Genomic DNA, 23,175 nt, shown 5'->3' on the forward strand with positions numbered 1-23,175 from the left:
GGGTCGGCGGCGAGCCCCGATCACAGCGAGTTAGCCAATAGAATCGTTGCCCGCTGCTCGGCCTGAGGACGACCACAGCGCGCCGACGCCGGCGACCGCCGCAAGCACGGCGGCAGCGAGGAAGGCTTCCCGCACCCCGGGCAGAAACTGGCCGGGCACCGAGTTGCTGGCGTAGACCGAGGCGATGACGGCAAGCCCCATCGCTCCGCCGAGTTGTTGCATGGTCTGGAACAACCCGGAGGCGGAACCGGAGTGCTCGGGCTCGACGCCGGCAAGCACGCCCGCGGTCGCCGGCAGGACCACGAGAGCCGTTGTGATGCCATTGATCACCATCGGCCCGAGCAACGCGCCCAGGAAGGTGCTCTCCGGGCCAAGCGTAGCCAGCCAGAGGAAACTCGCGACCGTCCCGACCGCGCCGACGATCATCAGCGTCGGTCCGCCGAAGCGGGCCTGGAGCCGCGGCACGAAGGGAGACAGCGCGACGACGCTGGCGGACAGGGCCACGAAGGTCAGTCCGGCCTCGAGCGGGGAGTACGTGAGCTGAACCTGCAGGAACTGGACGAGGATGAAGTACTGCGCGATCTGAGAGCCGACAAAGGCGAAGATCGCCAACAGGGACGCCAGCCGGACCCGGCTGCGCAGTAGCCCCAACCGCAGCAACGGGTGGGGCACCCTGCCCTCCACAACGACGAACACGGCCAGCAGGAGCACCCCGATCAGGAGGCCACCGATCGTCTGGGCGGAAGCCCAGCCCTTCTCCGGCGCCTGCGTCAGCCCCCACACCAGGGCGACCGCGCCGCCGACGGCTGAGAGCGCGCCGCCGACGTCGAACCGGCCGGGGCGCCGGGGAGTTTCGGTGATCAGGAAAGCGACCAACGCCAGCGCGATAACACCGAGTGGCACGTTGACCAGCAGGGTCCAGCGCCACGAGGCGACCTCGGTCAGCACTCCGCCGATGACGAACCCCAGGGTGCCGGCCACCGCGGAGACACCGGAGAAGAGCGCGATCGCTTTGTTACGCGCACCATCGGTAGCCGCGTTCGCGGTGAGCAGCGCGAGCACCTGCGGTGCGGCGATCGCTCCGCCCGCACCCTGGACGACCCGGGCGATCACGAGAAACGTGCCCGAGGTCGCCAGGCCGCTGAGTAGCGAGAACAGCGTAAAGACGAACAGTCCGGCCCAGAACATGCGGCGTCGGCCCAGCACGTCTCCCAGACGGCCACCCATAAGCAGGAGACCGCCGAAAGCGAGGATGTAACCATTGAGCACCCACGACAGCGCGGCCGGACCGAAGTGCAGCTCGCTGGCGATGTCGGGAAGCGCGACGTTGACGATCGTGGAGTCCATCACGATCATGAATTGACCCAGCAACAGGATCGCAACGGCCCCGGCGGCGGCCTTATGCCGGGGTGAGCCCTGCACCTGCAGTGACTCTGCCGGCGGGGCGGCGGATGTCGACATGGCGTTTTCCCTCGTTGAGTGCGGCGGCTGGAATGAAAGACGTCGACGTACGTGTCGACCTGAATTGGGTTGGGCCAAGAATCGGACCTTCAGCCCGCCGGATCGAACGCGAAGCGTCGCCGGATCCGTGACCACGAGAATGACCACGCGAAATTGGACCTGCAAGTCCAGAGTGACTGGCCGCACAGCCTGGGTGTGGCGTACGCCAAGCACAAGGATTGGACTTGCGGGTCCATTTTAGGTGCGGCAGGGTTGCCGTCATGAATCACTAACTGCCAGCCGCTCCGGCCCACGCGTCGGCTTCCCCAACGCGGACGCTGGTACTGAACATCTTCGCCCGGCAGAAGTATTACGAAACTTGACCAAGGAGTGACAATGTCAGCGATGGACAATGACAATCTGGTTCGGGAGTTCGTCGAGGCGTTCAACACCAAGGACGCGGAGAAGGTAGGCACCTTCTTGCACCCCGACGTGGTCTTCGAGAATTACGGGGAGACTCCGGTGAAAGGGCGCGACAACGTCGTCCAGGTCTGGGAGGGCGTATTCCGCACCTTCGCGCAGGTGAAGTTCGAGACGGTCAACCAGGCGGTGAACGATGACGTCGTACTCGCCGAGCAGGTGCATGGATTGGCACTTCCGGGCGGCAAACTCGCACCCATCATGAACCTGGCGGTTTACGAGATCCGTGACGGCAAGATCGCCGCCTGGCGGGACTACGGCAATCCGCAGTACGCGATGAAGCTGCTCCAGTCGTAGCACAAAGTCCTGACCTCGCCTGACCCGAGCAGCCTGGTAGCTCGGGTCAGGTCAGTAGGAGGCCGCCGACCCATAGGGCGGCGATGACGAGTCCGGCGAGGAACTCCACGAGCATGGACAGGCCGGCGGCCTTGAGCGCCTGCACCGTGGACGGCCAGGCGAGGCGGTTGCTGCCCAGCCGCAGCCGCTCCGCCGCCCACACCCCGCCGACGAAGCCGAGCACCAGCCCGACGACCGGCACCACGAAGAACCCGATGATGCCGAGCACCCCGCCGGCGAGCAGCGTGGACGTCGGCACACCCGCCTGTTTCAGGTTCCGTCCGGGCCACGCGTACTTGATCACGACGCCACCCGCGGCGGCCACCGTGGCAGCGGCGAACACCGCCCAGCCAGCCACGCCCGCGCCACCGAAGATCGCCCAGACCAGCACGCCACCCCAGCACAGCGGCAACGCCGGCAGGCCGGGCACCACCACGCCGGCCAAACCGGCCAGGATGGCCAACCCGGCCACCACGGTCACCGCCGTCTGCGAGTCGGTCAGGTTCACACTGTCACCTTCCCCTGCCGCCGCTCAGCCCGCAACGCCGCGCCCGCGCTCCGCTCCCGCACCCACCGGCCCAGTCGCGCCGCCCGCTCACGCCGCCACGCCGTCGCACCCACCGGCTCACTCGCCTCGCCACGCCGTCGCGCCCACCGGCTCACTCGCCCCGCTCGCTCACGCCACCACGCAGCCGGGCGGTGATCGCCTCGGCCGGGGCCGGGGCGCCGAAGAGCCGGCCCTGCCCGGTGTCACAGCGCAGCGCCCGCAGGCGTTCCGCCTGCTCGCCGGTCTCCACCGCCTCGGCGGTCACCCACAACTCCAACGCGTGCGCCAAGCGGACCAACGCGTCGACGATCCGTTCGTCGCGGTGGTCGGCGGCATCGTCGGCGCGGATGCCCTCGACGAACGGGCCGGCGAGTTTCAGGCAGTGGATCGGCAACCGCCGCAGGTACGCGAGGTTGGAGTACCCGGTGCCGAAATCGTCCACGGCCAGCCGGACACCGAGGGCGGCGAGCCGGTGCAGGCTGCGCAACGGCTCGTCGGCGCTGCCCATCACCGCGCTCTCGGTCAGCTCCAGTTGGAGCAGGCCCGCGGGCAGCCCGCTGGTGTGCAGCGCGTCCGCCACGGTCTCCACGATCGCCGGGTCGTCGGCCTGCCGGGCGGCCAGGTTGACGCTGACCACCAGCCGGGCGTCGGGGAACTCCCGCCACCACCGCTCGGCGTCGTGACAGGCCTGCCGGAGCACCCACTCGCCGAGCCGGACGATCAGGCCGGTCTCCTCGGCCAGGCCGATGAACCGGTCCGGGCCGATCAGGCCCAGCTCCGGGTGCTCCCACCGGACCAGCGCCTCCACCGCGAGCATGCTGCCCTCCAGCAGCGACACGATCGGTTGGTAGTGCAGGACGAACTCGCCCCGGTCCAGCGCGGCCGGCAGCCCGGCGACCAGCGCCGACCGGGCGATGTCGCGGGCGCTGCGTTCCGGGTCGTAGACCGCCCACTGGCCCCGGCCCGCCGCCTTCGCCCAGTAGAGCGTGGTGTCCGCGGCCTTCATCAGCTCGGACGGGCTGGTCTCCGCCGCCGGGCACTGCACGATGCCCACGCTGGCGGAGACGGCCAACTGGTGGTCGCCGACGTGCACCGGGGCCGCGACGGCGGCCAGCGCCGCCTCCGCGACGGCCACCGCGTCGTCGATGTCGTCCCCTCCGTCGACGAGGATCACGAACTCGTCGCCGCCCATCCGGGCGACCAGGTGGCCGTGGTCGGCCACGCACGCGTTCAGCCGTCGGCCGATCATGACGAGCAGTTGGTCACCGAGGTCGTGGCCGAGGCTGTCGTTGATGGCCTTGAAGCCGTCCAGGTCGAGGAAGCAGACCCCGACCCGCTTCCCGGTGTCCGCGCTGTCGAGGACCCGGCCCAGCGTCTCGAAGAACAACGTCCGGTTGGGCAACCCGGTCAGTGGGTCGTGCAGGGCCTGGAAGCGCAGCCGCTGCTGGAGTTCGTACCGCTGGGTGATGTCCTCGATCATCGCGACCGTGTAGCGGGGCCGGCCGTCGTCGTGCCGGATCAGCGAAACCGCCAGGTCGGTCCAGACCATGCTGCCGTCCTTGCGGTGGTACCGCTTCTCCACCCGGGCGGATTCGTGCTTGCCCTCGACCAGCTCCTGGTACAGCTCCCACATGCCGGCGGCGTCGTCGGCGTGGAACAACGCGGCCACGTTGGTCTCGCACAGCTCCTCGATCGAATAGCCGAGCATGTCGGCGAACGCCTGGTTGACATCGACGATCCGACCGTCCACGTCGGCGATGCCGATCCCGATGGCCGCACCGGTGAAGACGGCCCGAAACCGCGCCTCGCTGTCGCGCAACGCCTGCTCGACCTCGTCGCGGGCCTGCCAGGCCGAGCGGGCGATCCGCTCCTGCTGGCTGAAGGTACGGTCGCGAAGCGCCCGGGCGAATCCGGCGGCCAGCCCACCCTGGAGGGCCGCCATCCGCTCGGCGAGGTCCGCCGGACGGTCGGCGGCACCGAGCACCCGGTGCGGGAAGTCCGTACCGAGGGTGTGCACCGTCCAGTCCAGGGCCTGTGGCTCGGTCAGGTGCGCCGCCACCAGCGCCGCGCCGACGTCCTCGGCGGGGCGGGTGGTGAACGGCTCCGCCCGCACCGCCTCCGCCAGCCGGATCGTGTGCACCAGCAGCAGCCGCTCGGTCTCGGCCGGGCTGAGGGGCACGAAACCGAGGCGGCGTACCGCGCGGGCCCAGTCGGCGGCGTACCCCCGAGGATCGACCCGGCCGGCATCGACCCCGGCGGGGTCCCGGCCGGCATCGACCCCGGCGGGGTCCCGGCCGGCATCGACCCCGGCGGAGTCCGGGACGGCGGCCATGGGATCAGCCGGCGGGCTGGTCGTACCGGGCGACGCCGCCGAAGGCGCCGAACCGCTCCGGGTGCTCGTCCACCTCGGACGGTGAGTCGGGACGCCACAGCGGCATGTGCACCACGCCCGGCTCCAGGACGGTCCAGTCGCCGAAGAAGCCGGTCACCTGGGCGCGGGAGCGCAGGGTGATCTCGGTGTCCGTTCGGGCGGAGAGACGCTGGGCGTCGAGCATCTCCTGCGGCTGGTCCTCGAACGTGGAGTGCGAGAGGACCAGGAAACTGCCCGGCGCGGCGGCGGCCCGCAGGGTGGCCAGGATCTCCTCGGGCCCGTCGCCGTCGGGGATGAAGTGCACCACCCCGGCCAGCAGGACGCCCATGGGTCGACTGAAGTCGATCAGCCCGAGCTGCCGGGTCTCGGCGAGGATGCGCTCCGGCTCGCGCAGGTCGGCGTGGATGACACCGGTCAGCTCGTTGCCCGCGAGCAGGTCCCGGCTGTGGGCGACAGCGACCGGGTCGATGTCGACGTACACCACGCGGGCCTTGGGGTTCACCCCCTGGGCGACCTCGTGCACGTTGCCGACGGTGGGAATTCCGGAGCCGATGTCGAGGAACTGGTCGATGCCGGCGTCGAGCAGCGTCCGCACGGCCCGGCGCAGGAACTCACGGCCGGACCGCATGGTGGCGGCGAGGTTCGGGGTCATGCTCGCGATCTGTTCGGCCAGTTGCCTGTCGATCTCGAAGTTGTGCGCCCCGCCGAGGAAGTAGTCGTACACCCGGGCCGCGCTCGGCCTGGTCAGATCGATCTCGGTCGGCAGTCCGTCGGGCATCAGTGTGCTCCCCAGTGTCGTCGCCGCGGCGCGGGACGGCACCGGCGTCGACGGACGTGCGCGATCACCGGCAGACCCGCGGGTCGTGTGGTGTGGACCACTCTAGGCGGCTGACTCCAGCAACAGCGAGATCCCTTGACCGACGCCGATGCACATGGTGGCCAGAGCCCGGCGGCCTCCGCGGCGGCGCAACTCCAGGGCGGCGGTCAGCGCCAGGCGCGCGCCGCTGGCGCCGAGCGGGTGCCCCAGCGCGATCGCGCCGCCGTTCGGGTTGACGTGTTCGGCGTCCACGGGGAGCCCGAGCTCCCGCAGCACCGCCACGGACTGCGCGGCGAACGCCTCGTTCAGCTCCACCACGTCCACCGCGCCCAGCTCGACGCCGAGCCGGTCGAGCAGCTTGCGGGTCGCCGGGACCGGGCCGATGCCCATGATCCGGGGCGGTACGCCGGCCGCCGCCGCGCCGCTGACCCGGGCCAGCGGGGTGAGGCCGTAACGGGCCACCGCCGCCTCGCCGGCGACCAGCAGCGCGACGGCTCCGTCGTTGACGCCCGATGAGTTGCCGGCGGTCACCGTGCCGCCGTCGCGGAACGGGGTCGGCAGCGCCGCCAACTTCTCCAGCGTGGTCTCCCGGGGGTGCTCGTCGACCTCGACCAGCCGGGTCTCCCGACGGCCGGCGGGCACCGACACCGCCACGATCTCCTCGGCGAACCGGCCGTCGGCCTGCGCCTTGGCCGCGCGCTGCTGCGAGCGGTACGCGAAGGCGTCCTGCTCGGCCCGGCTGACGCCGTACTCGGCGGCCACGTTCTCCGCCGTCTCCGGCATCGAGTCGACGCCCCACCCGTCGCGCATCAGCGGGTTGACCAACCGCCAGCCCAGGGTGGTGTCGTACACCTCGGCCGACCGGGAGTACGCCGACGTCGCCTTCGGCATGACGAACGGCGCCCGGCTCATGCTCTCCACCCCACCGGCGATCACCAGCTCCGCGTCACCGGCGACGATGGATCGGGCGGCGGTGGCGAGCGCGTCCAGCCCGGAGCCGCAGAGCCGGTTGACGGTGCTGCCCGGCACCTCCTCGGGAAGGCCGGCCAGCAGCGCCGACATCCGGGCCACGTTGCGGTTGTCCTCGCCGGCCTGGTTGGCGCAGCCGAGCACGACGTCGTCCACCCGGGCCCAGTCCACCGAGGGGTGCCGGGCCACCAGCTCCCGGATCACGTGCGCGGCCAGGTCGTCGGGGCGGACGCCGGCCAGCGCACCGGCGTACCGGCCGATCGGGGTGCGGACACCGGCCACCAGGTATGCCACGGTCATCGCGAGTCCTTCGGGGGTGCAGACGGCGGGGGTGGGGGCAGGCCCACCGGATCGCGGGGGCTACCGGCCGCCAGGATATCCGCGCCGACAGCGGATAGGTTGACGGCATGGCCCGGGCCCAGTTCAGCGCAGAGACCAGCAGTGGCGGCGCGTTCGTCCGCCAGCCCAACCGGTTCACCGGGCGGGTCACCGCCGACTCGACCTCGCCGCCGGGTGGCGGCCCCGACGAGCAGGACCGTTGGCCGCTGGAGGCCGGCCGGTACCGGCTGATCTGGTGCCGGGCCTGCCCGTGGGCGCACCGGGCGAGGATCGTACGCGGCCTGCTCGGGCTGGACGACGCGATCTCGCTGGGCACCGTCGACCCGATCCGGGACGAGCGGGGCTGGGCGTTCGCCCTCGACCCGGACGGCTTCGACCCGGTGCTCGGCGTGAGCTTCCTGTCCGAGGCGTACCTGGCCACCGACCCGGACTACACCGGCCGGGTGACCGTGCCGGCGCTGGTGGACACCCTGACCGGCCGGGTCGTCACCAACGACTATCCGCAGCTCACCCTCGACTTCTCGACGGAGTGGCGGTCGCTGCACCGTGCGGGGGCACCCGACCTGTACCCGGTCGAGATGCGGCCCGAGATGGACGCGCTGATGGCCGAGATCCACACCGACGTCAACAACGGCGTCTACCGGTGCGGGTTCGCCACCTCCCAGGAGGCGTACGACGAGGCGTTCCGGGCCCTGTTCGCCCGACTGGACGCCCTCTCCGAACGGCTCGCCGGGCAGCGTTACCTGATGGGCGACACGATCACCGAGGCCGACGTGCGGCTGTTCACCACGCTGGTCCGCTTCGACGCCGCGTACCACGGGCACTTCAAGTGCAACCGCGGCAAGCTGACCGAGATGCCGGTGCTGTGGGCGTACGCCCGGGACCTGTTCCAGACCCCGGGCTTCGGCGAGACGGTGGACTTCGACCACATCAAGCGGCACTACTACGGCACCCACCGAGAGATCAATCCGACCGGGATCGGGCCGCTCGGGCCGGACGAGTCCGGCTGGAGCACGCCGCACGGGCGTGGTTGACGCGGGTCGGCCCGGCACCACGACCGCGGCGAGGATCCGCGCCGACGTCGCCCGCCGGGTCGCCGGGTCCGCCGCGGCCGGCTGCGCGGTGGCCGGTGCGGTCGCGGTGACGGTCGCCGTGGTCGCCGGTCCCGGCCCGGGCTTCACCGGGTACGTCAGCGAGGCGGGCATCGCCGACAGCGCGCACGCCCTGACGTACCGGATCGGGGTTCTCGCCCTTGCCGCGGCGCTGCTGCTGATCGGTGTGGCGCTGCCTGCCGGGGTGTGGGCGGCCCCGGCGTTGCTCGCCATCGGCGCCGTCTGCACCGCCGTGTCCGGGGCGGTGACCTGCTCTGCCGGCTGCCCGCTGCCGCCGTTCGAGCGTGCGACGGTGGCGGATCTGGTGCACGGCGGCGCGAGCATCGCGGCGATCGCGGCGGTGGTCTTCGCCATGGTCACGCTCACCGTGTCCGGGGCGGCGGGCCGGGTGGTACGCCGACTGGCCGCCCTGGCCGCCGCGCTGGCCCTGCCGCTCTGCGCCGCCGTCGGGCTGGCGATGCTCGTCGTCGGCCGGGGCACGTTCGTGGGCGTGCTGGAACGGCTGATCCTCGCGCTCGCCGTGCTGTGGGGGTTGGCCACCGCCACCGCGCTGGCCCTGGCGCCGAAAGGTCAACCGTTGTAAGGAGCCTCACGCCGACAGCTCCTTGCCGGGCACGGAAATCGGCGTACCGTCGGCGAACGATGACCAATGTCTGGGGCCTCACTGTCCGCCTGTATGTCGATCTCCGACTGCAGGCCAGTGGCATCTGTCCGGGCTAGCGCGCTTCCACGCCTGCCCTGAATCAGACCGGACAAATGGATAGACCATGCCCTTCAGCCTGCGCAAAATCCCCTTCTCCGTGCAGATCCTGCTCGGCCTCGTGCTCGGCGTCGCGCTGGGCTTCCTGGCCCGCACCAACGACCTGAGCTGGCTGACCAGCACCCTGCACACCGTCGGCAGCCTCTTCGTCCAGCTCCTCAAGCTGGCCGTACCGCCGTTGGTCTTCACCGCCATCGTGGTCAGCGTGGTCAGCCTGCGCGGTGTCGCCAACGCCGCCCGGCTCGCCCTCAAGACCCTGATGTGGTTCGGCATCACCGCCCTGGTCGCGGTGAGCATCGGCATCGGGCTCGGCCTGCTCATCAACCCGGGCAGGGGCGTCTCCCTCGACCTGGGTGGCGCGACCCCGCCGAAGAACACCGGCTCGTGGACCGACTTCCTCACCGGCATCGTGCCGACCAACCCGATCGGCGCGTTCGTCGAGGGCAACGTCCTCCAGATCGTCTTCCTGGCCCTCGTCATCGGTGCGGCCGCGCTGCTGGTCGGTGACGCCGCCGAGCCGTTCGTCGCGCTCAACCGTTCCCTGCTGGAGATCGTCCAGAAGGCGCTCTGGTGGGTCATCCGCCTCGCCCCGATCGGCACCCTCGGCCTGATCGGCAACGCCGTCGCCTCGTACGGCTGGGACCTGCTGGCCCCTCTCGCGAAGTTCACCACCGCCGTCTACGTCGGCTGCGCCATCGTGCTGTTCGTGGTCTACCCGCTGGTGCTGGTCCTCGCCGGCCGGCTCAACCCGCTGCGCTTCTTCGCCGGCGCCTGGCCGGCCATCGAGCTGGCCTTCGTGTCCCGCTCCTCGGTCGGCACCATGCCGGTGACCCAGCGTTCCGTCGAGCGGCTCGGCGTGCCCCGCGAGTACGCCTCGTTCGCGGTGCCGTTCGGCGCCACCACGAAGATGGACGGTTGCGCCGCCATCTACCCGGCGCTCGCCGCGATCTTCGTGGCCCAGGTGTTCGGTGTGCAGCTCGGCGTGACCGACTACCTGCTGATCGCCTTCGTCTCGGTGGTCGGTTCGGCGGCCACCGCCGGCCTGACCGGCGCGATCGTGATGCTGACCCTGACCCTCAGCACGCTGGGCCTGCCGCTGGCCGGCGCCGGCCTGCTGCTGGCCATCGACCCGATCCTGGACATGATCCGCACCGCCACCAACGTGGCCGGGCAGGCCCTGGTGCCGACCGTCGTCGCCGCCCGCGAGGGCACCCTCGACCGCGTCGCGTACGAGTCCGCCGGTCGACGTGACCTGACCGAGCCGAAGCCGGTCGCCGAGACCCGGCCCGACCTGACCCCCGTTCCTGCCTGACCACACCACCCGGCACGGCGACGGACCCCTCTCCCCGGGGGTCCGTCGCCGTCGCCGTTCCGAGAGGATGTCCCCCATGAGCTCCCTGTTCACCCCCCTGGCCCTGCGTGGCGTCACACTGCCCAACCGGATCGCGATGGCGCCGATGTGCCAGTACTCCTGCGGCCCCGACGGTCTGCCCACCGACTGGCACCTGACCCACCTCGGCTCTCGCGCGGTCGGCGGTGCCGGTCTGGTGATGACCGAGGCGACGGCCGTGCTCCCCGAGGGCCGGATCAGCCCCCAGGACACCGGGCTGTGGTCCGGTGCCCACGTCGACGCGTGGCGGCCGGTGACCGCGTTCATCGCCGCCCACGGCGCGGTGCCGGCCGTGCAGCTCGCGCACGCCGGGTTCAAGGCCTCCACGTACCGGCCGTGGGCACCGGAACGCGGCGGCGTGCCGGACGCCGAGGGCGGCTGGACGCCCGTCGCGCCCGGCTCCGAGCCGTTCACCACCGGCTACCGGACGCCCACCAGCCTCGACGACGCCGGCATCGCCGGTGTGGTCGAGGCGTTCGCGACCGCCGCCGAACGGGCGCTGGACGCCGGCTTCACCGTCGTGGAGATCCACGCCGCGCACGGTTACCTGCTCAACGAGTTCCTGTCGCCGTTGACCAACCACCGCACCGACTCCTACGGCGGCGACCGGGCCGCCCGGATGCGGCTCACCCTGGAGGTGGCCCGCGCGGTGCGCGCCGCGGTCGGCGAGGACGTGCCGGTGCTGACCCGGATCTCCGCGACCGACTGGGTCGAGGGCGGCTGGACGATCGAGGACAGCGTGGCACTGGCCGGCGAGTTGGCCGGCGTCGGCGTCGACCTGGTCGACGCGTCGTCCGGGGGCGTCAGCGTCGAGCAGCGCATCCCGCTCGGTCCCGGCTACCAGGTGCCGCTGGCCGCTCGGATCCGCCGCGAAGCCGGTGTGCCGACCGGCGCGGTGGGCCTGATCGTCGAGCCCGAGCACGCCGAGCAGATCGTCGCCGGCGGCGAAGCGGACCTGGTGCTGCTCGGCCGGGAGCTGCTGCGCGACCCGTACTGGCCGCACCGGGCCGCCGCGAAGCTCGGCGTCACGTACAGCGGCCCCGACCAGTACGCCCGCGCCTACTGACCTGACGTGGTCGGGCGGCTGCCGTACCCGGCAGCCGCCCGACCGTCAGCCGGCCAGGTGCGACCAGTCGCCCTCCAGCTCCTGCCAGGTGCCCTGGGCCGCGACCGCCCCACCGAGCAACACCACCACGTGATCGGCCCGGACCAGCGCCGCGCGCTTCGCGGTCGAGCCGACCACCGTCACCCCGTGGTCGCGCAACGCCTGCCACAACGCCAGCTCGGTGGTGACGTCCAGCGCCGACGACACGTCGTCGGCGACCAACAGTTCGGTACGCGGTGCCAGCGCCCGCGCCAGCGCCAACCGCTGCAACTGCCCGCCGGAGAGCCGGGTGCCCTTGTGCCCGATGAGCAGACCGAGCCCACCACCGGCGGCGACCAGGTCGTGGTCGAGCTGGGCGGTGCTGACCGCACCGGCCGCGTCGACCTGGTGCCCGAGGGCGATGTTCTCGGCGACCGTGCCGGACAGCACCCGGGGCAACTGGCCGACGTAGCCGACCTGGTTGGGGCGCAGGAACAACTCCGGCTCGGTGACCGGATCACCGTTCCAGGCCAGCTCACCGGTGTGGTGCACGATCCCGGCCAGCGCCCGCAGCAACGAGGACTTACCCGACCCGACCGGCCCGACCACCAGCACCAACTGCCCACGCCGCACGGTCAGGTCCACGTTCCGGACGGCCACCGTGCCGTCGGAGTGCACCACCCCGAAATCGCGCAGCTCCAGGCGGCGCAGCGGATGCCGGGGCGGCGGCGTCGGCGCGGGCGCCGTCCCGGCGGCCAGGTCGACAGCCGGAACCCCGGCGGAGTACGCGCTCACTCCGGTCATCGCCGCCGTCCGCCGGGTCCAGACCCGCGCCGACGGCAGCTGGGAGATCAACGACGCGGTGGTCCAGGCGAACCACCGTGCCGCACCCAACGTGGAGACGGCCACCAGCACCGCACCGGCGGACAGCCCGCCGCCCAGGTAGAGCGCCCACGCGCCGATCGGCAACAGTCCGCTGGCCATCGACGGGGTGGAACGCGCCCACACCTGCACCGAGATCTCCCGCCGCTGCCGGTCACTGCGCAGCACGTCCAGGCCGGCCAGATGGCGTAACACCGCCGTCGTAGCACCGGCGAGCTTCACCGTCCGCGCCGCGGACAGCGCGGAGACCAGCGCCGTGGCGAAGGCGGCCCGTGCCGCCACCGTGGCCCGGGCGGCACGTTCGAGCTTCGGCCCGAACAGCGTCGCCGCCAACCCGGAGACGACCATCGTGCCGAGGAAGAACAGCCCCGGTACGACACTGCCGGTGACCGCCGTCATGGCCACGACCAGGACCAGCGCCACCGACTGGTCCAGCACGTTGTCGGCGAGCTGAACCACCCGCTCGGTGTCGCCGCCCTGCGCCACGACCTCCGCCGGGGTGTGCGAGCTGACCCGGCGCGGCCCGGTCTGACCGTGCACCAGGCGCAGGCCGATCCGCAGCATCTGCCGCACCCACCAACCCGGGAACCAGACATGGGTGTAGTACGGCAGCGGCAGGGTGACCAGCAACCCGGCAACGATCCCCACCGCCGGCAGGTACGGGCTGCCGGTGCCGTCGACCAGATCAGCCCAGAGCCACGGCAGCACCGGCCCGTCCAGCCCCAGCAGGCTCAACCCGAGGAACAGCACTATCGCGGCCATCCCGTACCGGGGATCGTTGAGACAGAGCCGGAATATCTCCCGCAACGTACGGGCCGGCGGCACGGGCGGCAGCGGCGGCGGGTCGGCCCGGGTGGGCCCGACCGACCCGCTCGTCGCCTCGACGGGCTCGACCGGCTCGGCCTGTTCGACCGGCTCGGCCTGCTTGCCCGGCTCGACCAGCTCAGCGCGCCCGGTCCTTGGTTCGTCCGGATCGGGCCGCACGGTCGTCGGCTCGCCCAGGTCGGGCCGCACGGTTGCCGGCTCGTCCGGGTCGGGCCGCACGATCGTCGGCTCGCCCAGGTCGGGCCGCACGGTTGCCGGCTCGCCCGGGTCGGGCCGCACGGTTGCCGGCTCGCCCGGGTCGGCCCACGGGCTCGCCGAGTCGGTCGGCCAGGCGGGGTTGGCCGAGTCGGTCGGCCAAGCGGCGGCCAGGGCCGGGCTGGTCGGCCAGGCGGCGTTGGGCAGGTCGGTCGGCCAGGCGGCGGCCGGGTCCGGGCCGACCAGCAGGTCGGTGCCGCCGCCCGCGCGGCCGGCCGGTGCCGCCGCGGCGAAGGCGGCAGCGTGACTGGTGGCCAGCAGTTCGGCGAAGCGCGTCGACGTCTCCAGCGGACCGGCCTCCACCACCGCGCCGTCAGCCAGAACCACCACCTCGTCGCAACGGCGCACGGAGGAGAGCCGGTGCGCGATGACGATGCCGATCCGGTCGCGCAACAGTCGTTCGGTGGCTCGTTGCACCCGCGCCTCGGTCACCGGGTCGAGACGCGCGGTGGCCTCGTCGAGGATCACCACATGCGGGTCACGGACCAGGATCCGGGCGAACGCCACCAACTGCTCCTGACCTGCGGAGAGCACATGCCCACCCTCCCCCAACCGGGTCGCCGAACCGTCCGGCAGCTCGGCGATCCAGCCCGCCAGCCCCAGCTCGTCGAGCGCGCGGGCTGCGGCGTCGAGCAGATCCGAGTCGAAGAGTGCGACGTTCTCGGCGAGCGTGCCGGCCAGGATCTCGGTGCGTTGCGGCACCAGCGCCACCCAGCGGCGCAGTTGTTCGACGTCGAGGTCACGCAGGTCGGTGCCGCCGAGGAAGACCGTTCCCGGTGGCACGTCGACCGCCCTGGTGAGCACCTTCGCCAGTGTCGACTTACCCGAACCGGTCCGCCCGATCAGCGCGTACGAGCGACCCCGCGCGAAGGTCAGATCGAGCCCGCGCAAGGCGGCCCCCCGGCCACCCTCCTGGTACGTGAACGTCAGGTCCTCGATGTGCAGGTCACCTTCGCTCGGGCTGGCCCCTCCGACGGGCTCCTGCCGAGCACGCTGGAGCAACTGCACCCGGGCCCACGCGCCGAGAGCCTCCTGGATCTCCGGCACCATCCGACTGACGTGTTCTGCTGTCGCACCGAAGGCGAGCGCCAGCAGCCAGATGGCGGTGAGGCGGGCGGCGTCGACCCGGCCGGTGGCCAGCGCCCAGGCGCCGCCGAGCACCACCACGCCGATGCCGGCCCGGATCGTCGCGGTGGCGGCCGTCGCCACCTTGGCGGACAGCACCCAGACCACGCGGCCGCGGGACAGCACGGCGGCGGCGCGCCGCGCGTACAGCCGCAGCACGTACGGCCGGGCCAGACTGGTGCGTACGTCGTCCTGGCCGTGCACCGCCTCCTCCATCACCGCGGCCAGGTCCGACCACGCCTCCTCCTCGGCCATCCGTGCCGGACCGATCCGCGCGGTGGGCCGGCGAAGGCTGACGGCGAGCACCACAGTGAGCAGCAGCATCGCCACCCCGGCCGGCCACCACACGGCCAGGGCCACGACCATCGACAGCAGACCGACGCAGAGCCCCTGGGCGAGCCGCGTGCCCTGGTTACGGATGGCCGACGCCACCTGGTAGACGTCCCCGTCGATCCGGTCGAGCAACTCACCGACCGGTGTGGTTTCCAGCGTCGGCAGGTCCTGTCCGAGTGCGACCCGGCAGAGCCGGCGGCGCACGTCAGCGGACCAGTCGGCGGTCAGACCGGCCATCAAGAGGCTCACCGCGAGGTCACTGAGGACCACAGCGACCAGAGCCGCGGCCAGCACGGCGAAGAAGCCGGCCGAGCGGTGCACGAGCACCGCACCCGCCAGCGCCGAGGCACCGGCCTGACCGGCGGCACCGAGCACGATCAGGGTGACCACGATCGTCATTCGGCGCGTCGAGGTGTCCCACAGATCTCGGAGCAGGCGCATGGAAAATCCTCCGGACGTGGGGTGGCGGAGACTTAAGCCTGCCGACGTAGGTGCGCCGTCTCAACCGATTTTCCGGGCCCTGAGCAGGGCGTCGACCATGTCCCCACCGGTGACGCCGCGCCCCGACGACCCATGGGGCGGTGCCGCGCCCTCGACACGCCAAGAACCCCACCGGTGGTGCGCGCCCTCGACACCTCGGCAACCCGTCGGGCGGTGACGGACCTCGACGACCAGCACCCGCAACGCCCCCAGACCTCGCCGCCCTGCCGCGACGCCCCCGAACCTCCCAGACCGGCATGATCGACGCGTTTCCGGTGAAGTCGCGGTATCAACCCCGCGCGGATACCGCGATTTCGGCGAAGTCGAGTGGATCATGCGTGAGGCGGGGGGTTCTGCCCGCAGGCGTGGGTGCCGTGGGGTCCGGGGCCGTGTCGGTCCGGTACGGTTTGTTCCGTTTGGGTGGTATGTGGGTGTGGTCGGCGGCACTCGTCGGTCGGAATGACGGCCGGGCCGGGGTCGTTACACACCCTGACGATGGCAGGACCACGGCCGGTCGGCTCGATGGTCCGCCCCCGGGAATGACCCCCGAACCCGGGTCGTTACACCTGGACCCCGGCCCGACCGGCACCCCGTTCCACCGGGTGCTCACGGACTCGGCCGACCCCGGAATGACCCGGCCCGCCGGGTCGTTACACCCGGACCCCGGCGCCACGAGCCCCCGCCCGTAGGCCGCCGATGATCCCCCAAGACTTCCCCCGTTTGTTGCAGCGCCGGACGAGGTGCTCGCACCCGCCGTACCCGGGTGGGTGTTCTGACCCCCGAAGGAGCTTCCCCCATGACCACGATCATGCGTAAGAGTGTGCTGTCCGTTGCTGGTCTGGCGTTCGCCGGTGGTGTGTTCGCCGGTCCGATCGCCGCCCACGCCAACCCCGTCGACGCCAAGCCCGCCACCGCTGTCGCAGTGCAGGCGGGTGCGCCGAAGCCGCAGGGTGAGCAGTCGCACATCGACCTGAACGGTGAGCAGACCGCGAACGTGAAGGCGATCATCGCCGCCACGAAGAAGGCGGGTCTGCCGGAGCGGGCTGCGGTGATCTCGATCGCGACGAGCCTGCAGGAGTCGAAGTTGGAGAACCTGGGCCACCTCGGCGACGCCAACGACCACGACTCGCTGGGCCTGTTCCAGCAGCGCCCGTCCAGTGGTTGGGGTACGCCGGAGCAGATCACCGACCCCGCCTACTCCACGACGGCGTTCTTGAAGGGTCTGAAGCAGGTCGACGGGTGGCAGGGCATGCCGCTGACGGATGCCGCGCAGACCGTGCAGGTCTCGGCCTACCCGGACGCGTACGCCCAGTGGGAGCAGCAGGCCACCGACCTGGTCGGCCAGTACTGGAACAGCTGACCCCGCACCGAAACAGCTCGACCGCTGGCCGGCACCCCCACAACGGGGTGCCGGCCAGCGGCATATCCACCACCGCCACCACGGGTGGCGGCGCGTCCACACCGAGATCTTGGGCAGTTCCCGTTCCGCCCGCGGAACGGAAGCTGTCCAAGATCTGTGGAGTTACTACTCACGGCCTGCACGTCGGGAGAGCGAAACAGCCGGGCCGGCTCGGCCCGCGACCTGCCATTGGGAAGGGCGTGACGGTCAGGGACGACCAGACACCCAGCGGTCAGAAGAGGACCGTGGCGAGGGTGCCGATCGGTTGGAAGCCGCAGCGTTCGTAGACGCGGCGGGCCGGGAGGTTGAAGTCGTTGACGTACAGGCTGACGGTGGGGGCGACCCGCAGCAGCGCGTCGCGGACCACGGCCGCCATGGCGGCGGTGGCGATACCGCGGCCCCGCCACTCGGGTGCCACCCAGACACCCTGGACCTGGGCGGTCCGCTTGGTCACCACGGCCAGCTCGGCCTTGAAGACGACAGTGCCGTCGACGAAGCGGGCGTACGCCCGGCCGGACCGGACCAGGTCGTTGACCCGCCGCCGGTAGCTGCGCCCGCCGTCCTCGGCCAGCGGGGAGACGCCGACCTCTTCGGTGTACATGGCTACCGCCGCCGGGAAGAGGCGGTCGACCTCGCCGGAGCGGACCTGGCGTACCTCCGGGTCGGCCGGGATGGGTGGCAGGGTGTCGGTGGCCAGCAGTGGCTGGTTGGGGCGGACGTCTCGCGCTGGCCCCCACGTGTCGGAGAGCCGGTCCCACAGCCCCAGCACGGCGTCGGCCCGGCCGACGATGGAGGAGCACAGCCGTTCCTCGCCGGCGAGCAGGTCGGCGAAGGCGGCCACCGCGGCGTCGCTGGCCAGCACCGGCGTCAGGTTGCCGCCGAGCCAGCACAGCGATTCCAGGTTGCGCCGTGCGCCGTACCCCAGGATTCTCCCCTCGGCCCGCCACCACGAGAGGCCACGCGCGGCGATTCGCTCGGCGACCTGCGCGCCCGCGTACGGGTCATGGTCGAGTAGTCGCTCGACCGCGCGGCGCTCCGATTCCCCGAGTTGCCGTACCGGCACCGTCAGCACGACTACCAGCCTGCCAGATCGACCCCCCGCTTCGCCGGTCGAGTGACAAGGCCGGCATCGGCTCGGCCGGTTCGCTGGCGGAACGGGTCCGCTCGGCCCAGCGGACGACTGACGGCACCAGCGCTCCGAGCAGAAGGAACACCGCACCGAGCACCAGCCAGCCCGGTACGCCCCAGCCGAGGGCGGAGTGCCACAGTTCCCCGGTCACGTGGGCGAGCGCTCCGACGCCGAGCAGGCCACCGCTCCGGCGGTGGGGAGCGCGCTGCTGGCGGCGAAGAGTACGCAGGCCAGGGCCGATTGCCACGCCCGCTCGACGGGCGGCACGGGCGGCTCCGGGCACGGTGGCGGCGGTGCCCGCAGCGGTACCTGGAGGAGGACCACGAGCCCGGTGTTGACCAACGTCAACGCGGAGATCATCCAGACGGGTGCCGTGGTGTGCCCGGCGATCCACAGCGGCAGGGCGATGGTGAGCAGGCTGATGTGCATGGACATCAGCCCGTCGACCAGGGTGAAGGCCAGGAACGGGCGGTCTCGCAGGGCGATCAGTCGCGGGCCGTGCGTCGGGGCGGCGACCCGGGGTTGTCGGCGATGCATTGCCGATATATCGTTGATGCATCAGCGACAGTACGAAGAGAGGGAGAACCTGATGAGGTTCCATCGACAGCACCACTCGAGGCACGAGGCGCGGATGCGAGGGTTCGGCTTCCCGCCGGTGCCGCCCGGCCCCCACGACCATGGCCACGAGCACGGACACGGCGGCCCCTGGGGCGGCCGGGGTCGCGGCAGAGGTCGAGGTCGAGGTCGACGCCCCAACGTCCGGGCCGCTGTGCTGGCTCTGCTCACCGAGCGGCCGATGCACGGCTACGAGATGATCCAGGAGATCGACTCCCGCACCGGCGGCGCGTGGCGACCGAGCCCTGGGTCGATCTACCCCACCCTCCAGCTCCTGGAGGACGAGGGCGTGATCGCCGCCAGCACGGAGGAGTCCGGCGGCGGGCGCAAGCGCTTCACGGTCACCGAGGCCGGGCAGGCGGAGGCCGCCGAGGCCGCGCAGACTCCGGCCTGGGCGGACGTCGCCCAGACCACGGTGACCAGTTGGCACGACATCCGCGACTCCGGGGCCCAAGCGATGAACGCGCTGCGCCAGGTCATGATGAACGGCACCGACGACCAACGCGAGCGAGCCGCCCAGGTGCTCGACGAGACGCGCCGCAAGCTGTACGCGATCCTCGCCGAATCCGAGTGACCCGAACGCCGACGCCCGCACGAACGCACGCCACCGTCCGTCCGAACGCCAACGCCGCCCGAACGCACTCCGACACCCGCACGAACGCCGACGCCGCCCGCACGCCACCGTCCGCACGAACGGCACCGAGAACACCGACAGGCGCCGGCAAACACCGGCAGGCACGGCACCCGCCGCGCACGGCGGCAGGACGGCATCGGGTACGACGAATGCGGCCGTTCCCCGCACGGGGAACGGCCGCATTTTCCAAATGGAAAATCAGTGCACGGTGACCGTCGGGCCGGTGACCAGCCCGCGCAGCTCCTCGGGAAGCTCGGCGCCCATCTCGTCGGCGATCCGCAGCGCCTCCTCGATCAGCGTCTCCACGATCTGCGCCTCGGGCACCGTCTTGACGACCTGCCCCTTGACGAAGATCTGGCCCTTGCCGTTGCCGGAGGCGACACCGAGGTCGGCCTCGCGGGCCTCGCCGGGCCCGTTGACGACGCAGCCCATCACGGCGACCCGCAGCGGCACCGGCAGCCCTTCCAGACCGGCGGTGACCTCCTCGGCGAGCTTGTAGACGTCGACCTGGGCCCGCCCACAGGACGGGCAGGAGACGATCTCCAGGCCGCGCTCGCGCAGACCGAGGGACTCCAGGATCTGGTTGCCGACCTTGATCTCCTCGACCGGCGGGGCGGACAGCGACACCCGGATGGTGTCGCCGATCCCCTCGGCCAGCAGCGCACCGAAGGCGACCGCCGACTTGATGGTGCCCTGGAACGCCGGACCGGCCTCGGTGACGCCGAGGTGCAGGGGGTAGTCGCACTGCTCGGCGAGCTGCCGGTACGCGCGGATCATCACGACCGGGTCGTTGTGCTTGACCGAGATCTTGATGTCCCGGAAGCCGTGCTCCTCGAACAGCGAGCACTCCCAGAGCGCCGACTCGACGAGCGCCTCGGCGGTGGCCTTGCCGTACTTCGACAGCAGCCGCTTGTCCAACGAGCCCGCGTTGACGCCGATCCGGATCGGCACCCCCGCGTCCCCGGCGGCGCGGGCGATCTCCTTGACCTTGTCGTCGAACTGCCGGATGTTGCCCGGGTTGACCCGGACGGCGGCGCAGCCGGCGTCGATCGCGGCGAAGACGTACTTGGGCTGGAAGTGGATGTCGGCGATCACCGGGATCTGCGACTTCTTGGCGATCGCGGGCAGCGCCTCGACGTCGTCCTGGGACGGCACCGCCACCCGGACGATCTGGCAGCCGGACGCGGTCAGCTCGGCGATCTGCTGGAGGGTCGCGTTGATGTCGGAGGTGAGGGTCGTGGTCATCGACTGCACGGACACCGGCGCACCGCCACCGACCGGCACCGAGCCGACCATGATCTGGCGGCTGGCCCGGCGGGGAGCGAGCGGCGGGGGCGGCACGGCGGGCATACCGAGACTGATAGCTGTCACTTCAGGCACTCACCTTGGGAAGAGCGTGATCGGGTTGACGACGTCCGCGGCGATGGTCAGCAGCGTGAACGCGCCACCGATCAGGATCACCGCGTACGTGAAGGGCATCAGTTTGAGGTAGTCCACCCGGCCGGGGTCGGCGCGGCCGATCTTGCTGTAGATCCAGGAACGGGCGCGTTCGAACCAGGCGACGGCGATGTGGCCGCCGTCGACCGGGAGCAGCGGCAGCAGGTTGAACACGCCGATGAAGAAGTTCAGCGACACGAAGAGCATGAAGAAGACCAGCCAGGCGTTGTTCTCCACCGCCTCGCCGCCGAGTCGGCTGGCGCCGACCACGCTGATCGGGGTGTCCACGTCGCGCTCGCCGCCGGTGAGGGCGGTCCACAGGGCGGGGACCTTCTGCGGGAGGCGCTGCAACGCCTCGACGGTGCCGACGGCGAGCTGACCGGTGAAGTCGGCGGTGGCGCCGAAGGCGCCGACCGGGCCGTACGTCACTCGGGTGGGGGTGCTGGGGACGAGCCCGACGCCGAGCGCGGCCACCGGCGCGACGGTGCCGCTCGGGTCGTCCAGCGGCGGACGCTGGGTCTGCGCGAGCACGGTGCTGGTGGTGGCCGGCTGCCCGTCGCGGACGTATGCGATCTGCGTGGTGTCGCCCGGCTTGAGGCCGCGCAGCGTGGTGAGCAGGTCGCCGTAGGAGTTGATCGGAGTGCCGTTGATCGAGGTGATCCGGTCGCCGTTCTTCAACTGCGCCTGGGCGGCCGGGCTGGCGGCGTCGCCGGGGGCGCAGGCGCGCACCGAGTTCTCCGCCACCACGCAGTCACTGAGTCGGATGACGGCCGGCTCCTGGCGGGCCTGCGCGTCGGTGGTCGGGAAGTCCGGGTTGGGCAGGCCGGCGGAGACGGCCAGGATCCAGATCGTGACCAGGGCCAACGCGAAGTGCGTGATCGACCCGGCGGCCATCACGATCGTCCGCTTCCAGACCGGGTAGCGCCACATCACCCGCGACTCGTCGCCCGGCTCGACGTCGTCGTCCTGCGGGGTCATCCCGACGATCTTGCAGAAGCCGCCGAGGGGGATGCCCTTGAGGCCGTACTCGGTCTCACCCCGCTTGAACGACCAGATCGTGGGCCCGAAGCCGACGAAGTACTTGGTGACCTTCATCCCGAACGCCTTGGCGGTCAGCAGGTGCCCCGCCTCGTGCAGGCTCACCGAGATGAGAATGGCCAGGGCGAAGAGGACCACCCCGAGCAGGTACGACATCAAGCTCCTTCCACCGAACCCGCGATGATCTCCTGCGCGTGCGCGCGTGCCCACGACTCGGCCGCGAGCACGTCCTCGACGGTACCTGGTTCGCCGAAGTCCGGAGCCTCCTCCAACACGCGTTCGAGGGTGTCGACGATGCCGAGGAACGGCAGCCGGCCCGCCGCGAACGCCTCGACGCACTCCTCGTTCGCCGCGTTGTAGATCGCCGGGCGGCTGCGTCCGGCCTCTCCGGCGGCCTTGGCCAGCGCGACGGCCGGGAACGCCTCGTCGTCGAGCGGCGCGAACTCCCAGGTGTGCGAGGTCGTCCAGTCGACTCCGGCGGCAGCCTCGGGGACCCGGTCCGGCCAGCCCAACGCGACGGCGATCGGCAGCCGCATGTCCGGGGGGCTGGCCTGGGCGATCGTGGAGCCGTCGACGAACTCGACCATGGAGTGGATCACCGACGTCGGGTGCACCATCACGGTGATGTCGGCGTAGGGAACGTCGAACAACTCGTGCGCCTCGATCACCTCAAGCGCCTTGTTGACCATGGTGGCCGAGTTGATCGTGATGACCTTCCCCATGTTCCAGGTCGGGTGAGCGAGCGCCTGCTCGGGTGTGACCTGCGTCAACTCGTCGCGGCTCCGACCCCGGAACGGGCCACCGCTGGCCGTCACGATCAGCCGCCGTACCTCCGGGCGCGACCCGGACCGCAGGCACTGCGCCAACGCGGTGTGCTCCGAGTCGACCGGCACGATCTGCCCCGGCCGCGTCATCGCGGCCCGGACCAGGGGGCCGCCGGCCACGAGCGACTCCTTGTTGGCGAGTGCGAGGGTACGACCAGCACCGAGCGCGGCCAGCGTAGGGGCGAGGCCCAGCGAGCCGACCACCCCGTTGAGCACGATGTCGCACGGCCACTGGGCCAGCTCGGTCATGGCGTCCGGCCCGGCCACGATCTTGGGGAGCTTGAAGTCACCGGTGGCCCACCCGCGCCGACTCGCCTCGGCGTAGAACGCGAGTTGGAGGTCCTGCGCGGCGGACGCCCGGGCCACCCCGACCGCCTCGACGCCCAGCTCCAGGGCCTGCGCGGCGAGCAGCTCGACGTTGCCGCCGCCCGCGCCCACGGCGATCACCCGGAACCGGTCCGGGTTGCGCCGGACGATGTCGATGGCCTGCGTACCGATCGAACCGGTGGACCCGAGCAGAACAAGATCGCGGGGGGAAGTCACAGGCCCATTCT

At 71.5% G+C, this 23,175-nt stretch carries 19 protein-coding genes; 7 read left to right on the plus strand and 12 right to left on the minus strand.

From position 1 onward, the window contains the following. Positions 1-30 precede the first annotated feature (30 nt). On the minus strand, positions 31-1,461 hold the full coding sequence (locus O7617_RS05270; protein ID WP_282261892.1) for an MFS transporter: 1,431 nt from the start codon (positions 1,459-1,461) through the stop codon (positions 31-33). 375 nt (positions 1,462-1,836) lie between these two features. Here O7617_RS05270 and O7617_RS05275 point away from each other — a divergent pair, with 375 nt between their 5' ends. Continuing rightward, on the plus strand, positions 1,837-2,217 hold the full coding sequence (locus tag O7617_RS05275) for a nuclear transport factor 2 family protein (RefSeq protein WP_282261894.1): 381 nt from the start codon (positions 1,837-1,839) through the stop codon (positions 2,215-2,217). A gap of 46 nt (positions 2,218-2,263) precedes the next feature. Here the strand turns inward: O7617_RS05275 and O7617_RS05280 are convergent, their stop codons facing one another. From O7617_RS05280 to pcaF, 5 genes are all read right to left on the minus strand, one after another. Then, positions 2,264-2,764: a DUF456 domain-containing protein gene (locus tag O7617_RS05280; RefSeq protein WP_282261896.1), complete on the minus strand. Its 501-nt coding sequence runs from the start codon at positions 2,762-2,764 to the stop codon at positions 2,264-2,266. Further along, positions 2,761-2,919, minus strand: coding sequence for a hypothetical protein (locus O7617_RS05285; protein WP_282261897.1), 159 nt, complete (start codon positions 2,917-2,919; stop codon positions 2,761-2,763). Before O7617_RS05285 ends, O7617_RS05280 begins: the two co-directional genes overlap by 4 nt. After that, entirely contained in the window at positions 2,916-5,135 is a 2,220-nt protein-coding gene (locus O7617_RS05290; RefSeq protein WP_282261899.1) for an EAL domain-containing protein, read from the minus strand. Before O7617_RS05290 ends, O7617_RS05285 begins: the two co-directional genes overlap by 4 nt. Positions 5,136-5,139: 4 nt before the next feature. Then, positions 5,140-5,952 carry an SAM-dependent methyltransferase gene (locus tag O7617_RS05295; protein ID WP_282261900.1) on the minus strand — a complete coding sequence of 271 codons (813 nt, stop codon included), beginning with the start codon at positions 5,950-5,952 and terminating at the stop codon, positions 5,140-5,142. 102 nt (positions 5,953-6,054) lie between these two features. Further along, positions 6,055-7,260: a 3-oxoadipyl-CoA thiolase gene (gene pcaF, locus O7617_RS05300; RefSeq protein ID WP_282261902.1), complete on the minus strand. Its 1,206-nt coding sequence runs from the start codon at positions 7,258-7,260 to the stop codon at positions 6,055-6,057. 107 nt (positions 7,261-7,367) lie between these two features. On the opposite strand from pcaF, the gene O7617_RS05305 reads away from it, so the two are divergent. The 4 genes from O7617_RS05305 (at position 7,368) to O7617_RS05320 (ending at position 11,627) form a co-directional block, all read left to right on the plus strand. After that, complete coding sequence (locus O7617_RS05305; protein ID WP_282261904.1) at positions 7,368-8,333, plus strand: glutathione S-transferase C-terminal domain-containing protein; 966 nt, start codon at positions 7,368-7,370, stop codon at positions 8,331-8,333. Then, on the plus strand, positions 8,326-8,994 hold the full coding sequence (locus O7617_RS05310; RefSeq protein WP_282261906.1) for a DUF998 domain-containing protein: 669 nt from the start codon (positions 8,326-8,328) through the stop codon (positions 8,992-8,994). The genes O7617_RS05305 and O7617_RS05310 overlap by 8 nt, the downstream gene beginning before the upstream one ends. Positions 8,995-9,190: 196 nt before the next feature. Then, positions 9,191-10,483: a dicarboxylate/amino acid:cation symporter gene (locus O7617_RS05315; protein WP_282264643.1), complete on the plus strand. Its 1,293-nt coding sequence runs from the start codon at positions 9,191-9,193 to the stop codon at positions 10,481-10,483. Positions 10,484-10,559: 76 nt separating this feature from the next. Next, on the plus strand, positions 10,560-11,627 hold the full coding sequence (locus O7617_RS05320; protein ID WP_282261907.1) for an NADH:flavin oxidoreductase/NADH oxidase: 1,068 nt from the start codon (positions 10,560-10,562) through the stop codon (positions 11,625-11,627). 45 nt (positions 11,628-11,672) lie between these two features. On the opposite strand, the gene O7617_RS05325 is transcribed toward O7617_RS05320, so the two are convergent. After that, positions 11,673-15,506 (minus strand): ATP-binding cassette domain-containing protein, encoded by a 3,834-nt coding sequence (locus O7617_RS05325; RefSeq protein ID WP_282261908.1) that lies wholly within the window; start codon positions 15,504-15,506, stop codon positions 11,673-11,675. Between the two features lie 835 nt (positions 15,507-16,341). On the opposite strand from O7617_RS05325, the gene O7617_RS05330 reads away from it, so the two are divergent. After that, positions 16,342-16,905 carry a hypothetical protein gene (locus O7617_RS05330; protein ID WP_282261909.1) on the plus strand — a complete coding sequence of 188 codons (564 nt, stop codon included), beginning with the start codon at positions 16,342-16,344 and terminating at the stop codon, positions 16,903-16,905. 271 nt (positions 16,906-17,176) lie between these two features. Here the strand turns inward: O7617_RS05330 and O7617_RS05335 are convergent, their stop codons facing one another. Together O7617_RS05335 and O7617_RS05340 are read right to left on the minus strand one after the other, a co-directional pair. Continuing rightward, complete coding sequence (locus tag O7617_RS05335) at positions 17,177-18,016, minus strand: DUF4081 domain-containing GNAT family N-acetyltransferase (protein ID WP_282261911.1); 840 nt, start codon at positions 18,014-18,016, stop codon at positions 17,177-17,179. Positions 18,017-18,220: 204 nt separating this feature from the next. Continuing rightward, positions 18,221-18,610, minus strand: coding sequence for a hypothetical protein (locus O7617_RS05340; protein ID WP_282261912.1), 390 nt, complete (start codon positions 18,608-18,610; stop codon positions 18,221-18,223). Between the two features lie 52 nt (positions 18,611-18,662). On the opposite strand from O7617_RS05340, the gene O7617_RS05345 reads away from it, so the two are divergent. Next, on the plus strand, positions 18,663-19,262 hold the full coding sequence (locus tag O7617_RS05345; protein WP_282261913.1) for a PadR family transcriptional regulator: 600 nt from the start codon (positions 18,663-18,665) through the stop codon (positions 19,260-19,262). Between the two features lie 258 nt (positions 19,263-19,520). Here O7617_RS05345 and ispG read toward each other — a convergent pair whose 3' ends face one another. The 3 genes from ispG to dxr are packed head-to-tail and all read right to left on the minus strand — an operon-like array spanning position 19,521 to position 23,164. Next, complete coding sequence (ispG, locus tag O7617_RS05350; protein ID WP_088991003.1) at positions 19,521-20,693, minus strand: flavodoxin-dependent (E)-4-hydroxy-3-methylbut-2-enyl-diphosphate synthase; 1,173 nt, start codon at positions 20,691-20,693, stop codon at positions 19,521-19,523. Positions 20,694-20,702: 9 nt separating this feature from the next. Beyond that, positions 20,703-21,953 carry a site-2 protease family protein gene (locus O7617_RS05355; protein ID WP_282261915.1) on the minus strand — a complete coding sequence of 417 codons (1,251 nt, stop codon included), beginning with the start codon at positions 21,951-21,953 and terminating at the stop codon, positions 20,703-20,705. Beyond that, positions 21,953-23,164 (minus strand): 1-deoxy-D-xylulose-5-phosphate reductoisomerase, encoded by a 1,212-nt coding sequence (gene dxr, locus O7617_RS05360; protein ID WP_282261917.1) that lies wholly within the window; start codon positions 23,162-23,164, stop codon positions 21,953-21,955. The genes O7617_RS05355 and dxr overlap by 1 nt, the downstream gene beginning before the upstream one ends. Positions 23,165-23,175: the final 11 nt, after the last annotated feature.

Origin of the sequence: Micromonospora sp. WMMD1155, assembly GCF_029581275.1 — a bacterium.
In the GTDB taxonomy this organism is placed as follows: domain Bacteria; phylum Actinomycetota; class Actinomycetes; order Mycobacteriales; family Micromonosporaceae; genus Micromonospora.